At 62.3% G+C, this 9,460-nt stretch carries 9 protein-coding genes; 7 read left to right on the top strand and 2 right to left on the bottom strand.

The features are described from left to right. Nucleotides 1-799, top strand: a 799-nt coding sequence (locus QZ964_RS13305) for a dihydrolipoamide acetyltransferase family protein (RefSeq protein ID WP_292532143.1), incomplete at its 5' end; no start/stop codon positions are given. Nucleotides 800-806: 7 nt separating this feature from the next. On the opposite strand, the gene maiA is transcribed toward QZ964_RS13305, so the two are convergent. Next, nucleotides 807-1,433 (bottom strand): maleylacetoacetate isomerase, encoded by a 627-nt coding sequence (gene maiA, locus QZ964_RS13300; RefSeq protein WP_292532142.1) that lies wholly within the window; start codon nucleotides 1,431-1,433, stop codon nucleotides 807-809. Between the two features lie 68 nt (nucleotides 1,434-1,501). Between maiA and hppD the strand changes: the two genes are divergently transcribed. The 3 genes from hppD to QZ964_RS13285 are packed head-to-tail and all read left to right on the top strand — an operon-like array spanning nucleotide 1,502 to nucleotide 4,920. Then, nucleotides 1,502-2,599 carry a 4-hydroxyphenylpyruvate dioxygenase gene (hppD, locus tag QZ964_RS13295; protein WP_292532141.1) on the top strand — a complete coding sequence of 366 codons (1,098 nt, stop codon included), beginning with the start codon at nucleotides 1,502-1,504 and terminating at the stop codon, nucleotides 2,597-2,599. Between the two features lie 3 nt (nucleotides 2,600-2,602). After that, nucleotides 2,603-3,904 (top strand): homogentisate 1,2-dioxygenase, encoded by a 1,302-nt coding sequence (gene hmgA / locus QZ964_RS13290; protein ID WP_292532140.1) that lies wholly within the window; start codon nucleotides 2,603-2,605, stop codon nucleotides 3,902-3,904. Then, a complete protein-coding gene (locus QZ964_RS13285; protein ID WP_292532139.1) occupies nucleotides 3,901-4,920 on the top strand; it encodes a fumarylacetoacetate hydrolase family protein in 1,020 nt (339 codons plus the stop codon). The genes hmgA and QZ964_RS13285 overlap by 4 nt, the downstream gene beginning before the upstream one ends. On the opposite strand, the gene phhA is transcribed toward QZ964_RS13285, so the two are convergent. Continuing rightward, nucleotides 4,917-5,795: a phenylalanine 4-monooxygenase gene (gene phhA / locus QZ964_RS13280; protein ID WP_292532138.1), complete on the bottom strand. Its 879-nt coding sequence runs from the start codon at nucleotides 5,793-5,795 to the stop codon at nucleotides 4,917-4,919. The two genes, QZ964_RS13285 and phhA, sit on opposite strands and share 4 nt — an antisense overlap. Before the next feature lie 99 nt (nucleotides 5,796-5,894). Here phhA and QZ964_RS13275 point away from each other — a divergent pair, with 99 nt between their 5' ends. From QZ964_RS13275 to QZ964_RS13265, 3 genes are all read left to right on the top strand, one after another. Further along, entirely contained in the window at nucleotides 5,895-7,391 is a 1,497-nt protein-coding gene (locus QZ964_RS13275; protein ID WP_292532137.1) for a CoA-acylating methylmalonate-semialdehyde dehydrogenase, read from the top strand. A gap of 2 nt (nucleotides 7,392-7,393) precedes the next feature. Beyond that, nucleotides 7,394-8,269 (top strand): 3-hydroxyisobutyrate dehydrogenase, encoded by an 876-nt coding sequence (gene mmsB, locus QZ964_RS13270; protein WP_292532136.1) that lies wholly within the window; start codon nucleotides 7,394-7,396, stop codon nucleotides 8,267-8,269. A gap of 103 nt (nucleotides 8,270-8,372) precedes the next feature. Next, nucleotides 8,373-9,380, top strand: coding sequence for a DUF4331 family protein (locus tag QZ964_RS13265; protein ID WP_292532135.1), 1,008 nt, complete (start codon nucleotides 8,373-8,375; stop codon nucleotides 9,378-9,380). Nucleotides 9,381-9,460: the final 80 nt, after the last annotated feature.

Genomic DNA, 9,460 nt, shown 5'->3' with positions numbered 1-9,460 from the left:
CTCGGTCGGTCACGCCGGCGGGGCGGTGCGGGCGACGCCCGCGGTGAGAGCGCTCGCGCGCAAGCTCAACGTCGATCTCGGCATGGTGACGCCCTCTGGCGCCGACGGGCTGATCACGACTCAAGACATCGAGCGCGTCGCGCGCATTCTCAGCGAGACGGAAGCCGCCGAGCCGCTGCGGGGCGTGCGTCGCGCCATGGCGCATAATATGGCGCAAGCGCAGGCGGAAGTCGCCGCGGCCACCATCGTCGACGACGCGGACATCAACGCCTGGGCCGCAGGAACCGACACGACCGTCCGGCTGATCCGGGCCCTGGTAACAGCCTGCAAGGCGGAGCCTGCGCTCAACGCCTGGTTCGAGCCTCACGCTTTGGCGCGGCGCGTGATGAAGAAGATCGACCTCGGCGTCGCTGTTGACCTGTCGGAGGAAGGTCTTTTCGTGCCTGTGCTGCGGGATGTCGGCAATCGCGACGCTCAGGATTTGCGCCAGGGGCTGGACCGCATGCGGCAGGACGCGGCGGCTCGGCGCATCCCGCCGGAGGAGCTGCGCGGGGCGACCATCACGCTCTCGAATTTCGGCATGATCGGCGGGCGCTACGCTGCGCCGATCGTCCTGCCGCCGACGGTGGCGATCCTCGGCGCCGGGCGGATACGCGACGAAATTGTCGCGGTCAATGGCGCGCCGGCGGCGCATCGGATATTGCCGCTCAGCCTCACCTTCGATCATCGCGTGGTGACCGGCGGCGAAGCCGGCCGCTTCTTGGCCGCGGCGATCGCCGATCTGACGCTCGCGTCCTAGAACTGGTTCAAGCGTCCGGCTGCGCTTGAGGATGCGCCTTCAGAAAGGCGGGGTGCATGGCGCAGGCGGCGTCCGCCGCAAGGATTCGCGGGCAAGCGTCGAGCGGAACGTCGAAACGTCGCGCATTAAAGACTTGCGGAATGAGGCATATGTCTGCGAGCGACGGCTCGGCGCCAAAGGCGAAAGGACCAGGCGCGACGAGTGCTTCGACCGCCTTCAGTCCCTCTGAAATCCAACGCCTGCGCCACGCGGCGATCTCAACGTCCTTGGCGCCGAATTGTCGCTGCAACGCCTCGATGACTCGCAAATTGGCGAGCGGATGAATTTCGCAGGCGATCGTCAACGCCGCGGCGCGCGCTTGAGCGGCCAACACGGAGTCGCTCGGCAAGAGCGGCGGATCAGGCTGTAGCACGTCAAGATAGTCGATGATCGCCAGCGACTGCGTGATGAGTCTTCCATCGTCGAGCTCCAGCGTCGGGACGATCGCCAGCGGGCTTTTCGTGCGATAGCCGGGGTCACGCTGTTCGCTGCGCAACAAATGGACATGCCGGCGTTCGACCACGAGCCCCTTGAGCGCGATGGCGATGCGCACGCGATAGGCGGCCGACGAGCGGAAATAGTCGTAAAGGATCATGGGCCTTTAACTGGATCGGCGACGCAATATCTAAATAGCAGCTCAGCGGAACCTGTATAGGCCTGGTTATGGACTCGACGCTTGGCGGCGCCGCAACGCCTGCCGAAAATCCGATGGGAACCGACGGATTCGAGTTCGTCGAATTTGCCCATCCCGAGCCTGCGCAACTGGCGTCGCTGTTCGAAAAGATGGGATTCGCCGCTGTCGCGCGCCACCGCTCCAAGGATGTGACGCTGTATCGCCAGGGAGAGGTGAATTATGTGCTGAACGCGGAGCCGCGCAGCTTCGCCGCTGAATTCCAGAAAGCGCACGGCCCCTCTGTTTGCTGCGTCGGCTTCCGCGTCATCGACGCCGCCAAAGCGATGCGCCGCGCCGTTTCCCTCGGCGCGAAGCCGGTTGCCTTCGGAGTCGGCCCGATGGAGTTGAACATCCCGGCGATCGAAGGGGTCGGGGGTTCGCTCATCTATTTTGTCGACCGATATGGCGACCAGGGGTCGATATGGGACGTCGACTTTCGATGGATACGTGAGCGCGATCCCAAACCATTCGGCGTGGGCCTGACGGAGATCGATCATCTCACCCATAATGTGCGCCGCGGCCGCATGGACGCGCTGGCGAAATGGTATGAGCGCATCTTCAATTTCCGTGAAATTCGCTATTTCGACATCGAAGGCAAGATGACGGGCTTGCGCTCTCGCGCGATGACGAGTCCTTGCGGCAAGATTCGTATCCCGATCAATGAAAGCTCCGACGAAAAGAGCCAGATCGAGGAATTTCTCGACGCCTACAAGGGGGAGGGCATTCAGCACATCGCCTGCGCATGTCGCGACATTTATGAGACCGTCGTCGCCATGCGCAAGAACGGGCTCGACTTCATGCCGGCGCCGCCGGACGCCTATTATGACGCGCTGGAGCGCAGGCTCCCCGGACATGGAGAGCCGACGCAACGTCTCAAAGAGCTCGGCATCCTGATCGACGGCGTCACAGCAGGCGCGCGCCGCCTCTTGCTGCAGATTTTCTCCAAAACGGTCATCGGCCCGATCTTTTTCGAATTCATTCAGCGCAAGGGCGATGAAGGATTCGGCGAAGGAAATTTTCGCGCGCTATTTGAGTCAATCGAGGAAGATCAAATCCGCCGCGGCGTCTTGAACCGGGCGGCGGGCTGAGACATGACGTTGACGCGCTATTTGCATGGCTTCGGCAATGAGTTCGAGAGCGAAGCCCTCCCAGGCGCGTTGCCGATCGGTCAGAACTCTCCGCAACGATGCCCTTATGGGCTTTATGCCGAGCAATTGTCCGGATCGGCGTTCGCCGCGCCAAACTGCGTCAACCGGCGCTCGTGGCTCTACAGGGTACGGCCCTCCGTCCTTCACGTCCGCAACTCAAAGGAAACTGACAATAGCCACTGGAAAACCGCGCCCTGCCGCAATGTCGCCGCGCCGCTTGGGCAGTTGCGCTGGAGCGCGAGCCGCGTCCCTGACGACGCGGGCTCCTTCATCGAAGGAATGCGTACCATTGTGACGGCAGGCGATTGCAGCATGAGAGTCGGCATGGCTGCGCATCTCTATCTCGCCGCTCAGTCGATGTGTGACGACTATTTCTACAACGCCGACGGCGAGCTGCTGATTGTCCCGCAGTTCGGCGATCTAGGCATCTTCACCGAGTTTGGCCTCCTCGAATGCTCACCCAGTGAGATTTGCGTCGTTCCGCGCGGCGTGAAATTTCGGGTTGAGCTCGCGGCGGGCCCGTCTCGCGGCTATGTCTGTGAAAATTATGGCGCTCCCTTCACATTGCCCTATCGCGGCGTGATCGGCGCGAACGGGCTCGCCAATGCGCGCGACTTCTTCACGCCGACCGCCGCGTATGAGGACAAGGAAAAGCCCTGCCGCCTCGGCGTAAAATGGGGCGGCCGCTTCTACCGCTGCGAGATCGGCCATTCGCCGCTCGACGTCGTCGCCTGGCACGGCGATTATGCGCCCTATAAATATGACCTGCGTAAATTCTGTCCGATCGGGGCTTTGCTCTTCGACCATCCCGATCCATCAATATTTACGGTTTTGACCTCGCCTTCAGACGAAACCGGCGTCGGCAACGCCGACTTCGCGATTTTCCCGCCGCGCTGGCAAGTCGCGGAACATACGTTCCGGCCTCCCTGGTATCATCTGAACATTATGAGCGAATTCATGGGCCTGATTTACGGACGTTACGACGCCAAGCCGTCCGGCTTCGAGCCCGGCGGCATGTCGCTGCACAATGCGATGCTGCCGCATGGTCCGGACACGGAGGCTTTCGAACAGGCCTCGCAGGCGGATCTTGGCCCGGTGAAGATCGACGACGCTCTCGCCTTTATGTTCGAGTCTCGACTGCCGCTCTATCCAACCTCTTTCGCCATGTCGCTTGAAACGCTGCAGCAAGATTACGCGGAATGCTGGTCGGGGTTACGCCGTCATTTTACCGGCAATGGACCGTGAAGTTCGCCTCCCTGAAGAGCCGGCGTGACGGCGCGCTTATCCTCGTCTCGCGCGATCTCTCGCGGGCCGTCGCGGCGGGCTTCGTCGCGCCCACCCTGCAGTCGGCGATCGAAGATTGGGAAACCGTGGCGCCGGAGCTACAGGCGCTGGCGGCGCGGCTAGAATGCGGACTTCGCGAGAGCTTTCCCTTTCGCGAACAGGATTGCGCTTCGCCGCTGCCGCGCGCCTACCAATGGGCGGATGGATCGGCCTACGTCAATCATGTCGCGCTCGTTCGCAAGTCGCGCGGCGCCGAAATGCCTGAGAGTTTCTGGAGCGACCCGTTGATGTATCAGGGCGGCTCCGACGCCTTCCTCGGGCCGCGTGACGACATTCCCCTGCTCGACGAAAAGCACGACCTCGATCTCGAAGCCGAAGTCGCGGTTGTGACGGACGATGTTCCAATGGGCGTGACGCCGGAACAGGCGCGCAGCCATATCAAGCTTGTCATGCTGGTCAATGACGTGACTTTGCGCGGGCTGGTCGCTCCGGAGCTCGCGAAAGGCTTCGGTTTCTTCCAGTCCAAGCCCGCGTCCGCTTTTTCGCCCGTCGCCGTGACGCCCGACGAACTCGGCGACGCGTGGGACGGCGGACGACTGTCGCTGCGGCTCTTTTCCTTCGTCAATGGCGCGCCGTTCGGCCGGCCCGACGCCGGAAAGGACATGACCTTCGATTTTCCGCGTCTCATCGCGCATGCGGCGCGAACACGGACGCTAACCGCCGGCACGATCATCGGCTCGGGCACGGTTTCGAATCGCGACGCCGACGGCGGGCCTGGCAGGCCGATCGCGCAGGGCGGGGACGGTTACTCCTGCATCGCCGAGCAGCGCGTGGTCGAGAAGCTCATTGACGGCGCGCCGCGAACGCCGTTCCTGAAGGCTGACGATGTGGTGCGCATCGAGATGCGCGACGCCGACGGGCGCTCGATTTTCGGCGCCATAGAGCAGCGCGTCGTGAACTCAGCGATGCGCCCCTAAGCGCTTCGCTTGGCGCGAAAATAATGGAAGTCGCCGCGCGAAATGACGCGATCGCCCGGCGCCAGCTCATGCGCGGCGAAGTCCGAAGCGTTGCGCAGCCGATCATAGATCGGGCCAAAGTCCTGATAGCCGTCGGCGAGAAGCTTCTCGAAGCTTTCGATGACGAAGTATGTCTGCTGGAAATCGCTGATAATGTAATTCGTTCGCATGACGCGCTCGAGGTCGAAGGCGACGCGGTTAGGCGAGGAGTCTTCCAGCGAAAAGATCGTCTCCGAAGGCGACGACATGATTCCGGCGCCGAAAATGCGCAGCCCTTTCGGCGTCTCGATCAGCCCGAATTCGATCGTGTACCAATAGAGCCGCGCGAGATGATGGAGCTGCCCGCGCGCGAGCGCCCGTCGCCCGCCCTTGCCGTAGGCTTCGAGAAATCGCGCATAGGTCGGATTGGCGAGGAGGGGCACATGCCCGAAAACGTCGTGGAAGACGTCCGGCTCCTGCAGATATTCGAGCTCCGACTCCGGGCGAATGAACGCGCCGGCGGGAAAGCGCCGGTTGGCGAGATGGTCGAAGAAGGCGTCGTCTGGAATGAGCCCGGCCACCGGAACGACGCTCCAGCCGGTCAGGGTGCCCAGTCGGCGGCTAAGATCCGCGAACTCGGGAATGCCGGAGCGCGACAGTTCGAGCTGTTGCTTCGCCTCCAGAAACGCATCGCAGGCCCGGCCGGGCAAGAGCTTCGCCTGCCGGGCGAACAGCCTGTTCCAGCGATCGTGCTCCTCGTCGCTGTAGGAGGCCCAGTTCTGATCTATCGTCCAGTCCGCCTGTCGCGGCGCCTGCGCGTATCGATTCTTGCTTTCGCTCGTGAGCTGCAGTCCCATCGCGGAATTCCGTCGTGGAAGGCGTCTCTCTCCAACATATAGGCGCGTCGTTCCATCTTGCGAGATGACATCGGCCGGACGCGCCTTAGATGAGCGAACATGGAAGAATTATCGCATTTTATCGGCGGACGCCGGGTCAGGGGAAGGTCGGGGCGCTTCACCGACGCCTATGAACCGATGACGGGCGCGGCGATCGCGCGCGTGCCGCTCGCCAGCCGCGACGAGGTTCGAGAAGCGATCGCCGATGCTGCTGCGGCGCAACGCGAATGGGCGGCGGTCAATCCGCAGCGCAGAGCCCGCGTGCTGATGAAATTCGTCGATATCGTCGGACGGGAGAAGGAGAGGCTTGCAGCGATTTTGGCGCGCGAGCACGGCAAGACGCTTGCCGATGCACAGGGCGAAATTCAGCGCGGCGTCGAGGTCGCCGAATTTTGCATCGGCGTTCCGCAGCTGATGAAGGGCGAATTTACCGATTCGGCAGCCGCCGGCCTCGATGTTTATTCGATGCGCCAGCCGCTCGGCGTCGTCGCCGGCATAACGCCGTTCAATTTCCCCGTCATGATTCCGATGTGGAAGTTCGCCCCGGCGATCGCCTGCGGCAACGCCTTCATTCTAAAGCCCTCCGAACGCGATCCCGGCGCGCCCCTGTTTCTGGCCGAACTGATGTTGGAAGCCGGGCTGCCGCCTGGCGTGCTCAATGTCGTCAATGGCGACAAGGAAGCGGTCGACGCGCTGCTTGAGGAGCCTGAAGTCAAGGCCATTGGCTTTGTCGGCTCGACGCCGGTCGCCGAATATGTCTATTCGCATGGCGCCGCCCATGGAAAGCGCGTGCAGTGTTTCGGCGGCGCAAAGAACCACATGGTGATCATGCCCGACGCCGACATGGATCAGGCGGTCGACGCTTTGGTCGGCGCCGCCTATGGGTCCGGCGGCGAGCGGTGCATGGCGATTTCGGTCGCTGTGCCTGTGGGCGAAGAAACAGCCGATGCGCTGGTCGCCCGGCTCGAACCGCGCGTCGAAAATCTGCGCGTCGGTCCCTCGACCGATCCTTCCGCCGATTTCGGTCCGCTGATCACGCGGGCGCATTTGGAGCGCGTCAAGGATTACGTCGCGCTTGGCGTCCAAGAGGGCGCGAAATTACGCGTCGATGGACGCGGTTTCAAAATGCAGGGCTATGAGAACGGCTTCTACATGGGCGGATGCCTTTTTGACGAGGTGCGGCCGGAGATGCGGATCTACAAGGAGGAAATCTTCGGCCCGGTGCTTTCCATCGTGCGCGCGCGCGGCTTCGAGCAGGCGCTCTCGCTCGCGAGCGACCACGAATATGGCAATGGCGTCGCAATCTTTACGCGCGACGGCGATGCTGCCCGTGAATTCGCCTCGCGCGTCGAAGTGGGGATGGTCGGCGTCAATGTGCCGATTCCGGCGCCCTTGGCCTATTATACTTTCGGCGGCTGGAAGCGATCGATGTTCGGCGATCTCAATCAGCATGGGCCTGACGCGATTCGCTTTTATACGAAGACGAAGACCGTGGCGTCGCGCTGGCCTGGCGGCCTGCGGACGGGCGCGAGTTTCGTCATGCCGACCTTGTCCTAGCCATGATGCGAGCGGCTTTCATCGGTCTCGGCAATATGGGCCGTCCGATGGCGGCGGCGCTGGCGCGCGCCGGCGTCGAGACGCGCGGCTTCGACCTTAGCGCGTCGCTGATCGATGCCGTCGCCAAGGACGGCGTTGTCGCCACCCGTTCGTTGCGCGATGCGATCGACGGGGCGGACGTTGCGATCACCATGCTGCAGAGCGGCGATCAGACGCTCGCCGTCTGGCATGAAATCGCGGCGAAGGCGCGCGGCAAGCTTTTCATCGATTGCTCCACGATTGATGTCGAAAGCGCGCGCGCCGCGCATCGGCTCGCGCAGGAAAGCGGCGCGCTCTCAGTCGACGCGCCGGTATCGGGCGGCGTCGCTGGAGCAAGAGCGGCGACGCTGACCTTCATGTGCGGCGGCGAGAAGGAAGCGTTCGCGGCGGCGAAGCCCATCCTCGAACATATGGGCGCGCATGTGCTTCATTGCGGCGGCGCCGGCATGGGACAGGCGACGAAAATCTGCAACAATGTCATGCTCGGCGTCACGATGATCGCGACGGCCGAGGCTTTCGTGCTCGCGGAAAAGCTCGGACTGTCGCATCGGGCGCTGTTTGACGCGGCGTCGATCTCGTCTGGGCAATCCTGGTCGCTCACCACCTATTGCCCCGTGCCGGAATTGACGCCGGCGTCGCCCGCAAACAATGATTATAAGCCGGGCTTTATGACCGCGCTCATGTTGAAGGATTTAAGACTGGCGCAGGAAGCCGCGGCTCACGCCGGCGCGGCCTCGCCGCTTGGAGCCGTCGCGACGCAGCTCTATGCCCTGCATCAGTCTTCTGGCCAGGGTGCCGCCGATTTTTCGAGCATCATCAGACTCATTCGCGGCGAATAGAGGCGGACAATCTTGATGTTGAAACAGCGGCGACATAGCTTGCGTATCGCTGCGCCAAAAAGAACGGTCTCGCATTCTCTTCACGTCTTACAGGAGGCAACTCATGTCGAATCATTTTACCGGCCTCAGTCTCGGTCCGCCGCTCGGCGACCAAAGGTTGGACCTGTGCGATCTCTACGCCTTTCAGTCTCCAAGCGATCCGTCCCGGACGGCGATCATCCTCAACGCCAATCCCAACTGCGATGAATTTCATCCTGACGCCATCTACCGGCTCAACATCGACAATGACGGCGATTGCCTGACGGATATTGCGATCAGCTATGTGTTCTCGCCCAAGCAAAACGGCAGGCAGACTTTCGACGTTTACCTGGCGCGGGGCGCAGAGTCGCATTCCCCCGAACCCGTAGGCGAGAAGATCGTGTCGGGCGCGGAGGTTTCCTTCGGCGCCAAGCCGAATATCGTGCGCGCGGGCGATCTCACCTTTTTCACAGGCGTTCGCAGCGACGCTTTCTTTTTTGATTACGACGGCATTCTGGCCTTGTACGACACGTCCGGCGGCAGAAATTTCACCGCGCCGCATTTGGGCGGCAAGTCTCCTTGGACGGGCAAGGATTCAAACACCGAAGCCAACATTCTTTCGACGGTCGCCGAGATGCCGACGAGCGCTCTTGGCGGCAAGCCGGCGGTCAGGATCTGGGGTCGCTGCAGCGTGCGCAGCGACGGCAAGCTTATTCATGCCGATCGCGCCGGCCACCCGTCAGTCAGCAGTTTCTTCAATACCGACGAAACGAAGGAGGAATACAACGCCAGCGAGCCTGTGAACGACCGCAAGCGCTGGCTCGAGCTGTTCATCCATCTGATGGGGCACACGGGCAACTACACGAGGGATGAGGCGATCACGGCGATCGACGAACACGGCATCCTGCCGGATATGTTGAGCTTCGATCCCACTAAGCCCGCAGGCTATCCCAATGGCCGCACGTTTGAGGACGATGTCATCAATTTTCGGCTGTCGTTTCTTTCAAAGGGAGACATCCCGCCGGATGGGCTGCAGCCGCATACCGACACTTTGAAAGAATTCCCCTACATCGGAACGCCGCATCCAAAATAAATCGTAGCCGCAAAAAAAACGGGCGCGCTGACGGCGCGCCCGTTTTAGCGATTTCGTCCCGCAGTCGCAGATTACCGGTG

The sequence above is a fragment of the Methylocystis sp. genome (genome assembly GCF_021731785.1).
GTDB lineage: Bacteria > Pseudomonadota > Alphaproteobacteria > Rhizobiales > Beijerinckiaceae > Methylocystis.
The sequence above is the reverse complement of the archived record's forward strand: the minus strand, read 5'-3'. Positions and strand labels throughout refer to the sequence as shown.

Bases quoted from the DNA above. Each gene is read 5' to 3' on its own strand.
- maiA (WP_292532142.1), bottom strand. From the start codon at position 1,433: ATGATCCTTTACGACTATTTCCGCTCGTCGGCCGCCTATCGCGTGCGC.
- hppD (WP_292532141.1), top strand. From the start codon at position 1,502: ATGGACTCGACGCTTGGCGGCGCCGCAACGCCTGCCGAAAATCCGATG.
- hmgA (WP_292532140.1), top strand. From the start codon at position 2,603: ATGACGTTGACGCGCTATTTGCATGGCTTCGGCAATGAGTTCGAGAGC.
- phhA (WP_292532138.1), bottom strand. From the start codon at position 5,795: ATGGGACTGCAGCTCACGAGCGAAAGCAAGAATCGATACGCGCAGGCG.
- QZ964_RS13275 (WP_292532137.1), top strand. From the start codon at position 5,895: ATGGAAGAATTATCGCATTTTATCGGCGGACGCCGGGTCAGGGGAAGG.
- mmsB (WP_292532136.1), top strand. From the start codon at position 7,394: ATGATGCGAGCGGCTTTCATCGGTCTCGGCAATATGGGCCGTCCGATG.
- QZ964_RS13265 (WP_292532135.1), top strand. From the start codon at position 8,373: ATGTCGAATCATTTTACCGGCCTCAGTCTCGGTCCGCCGCTCGGCGAC.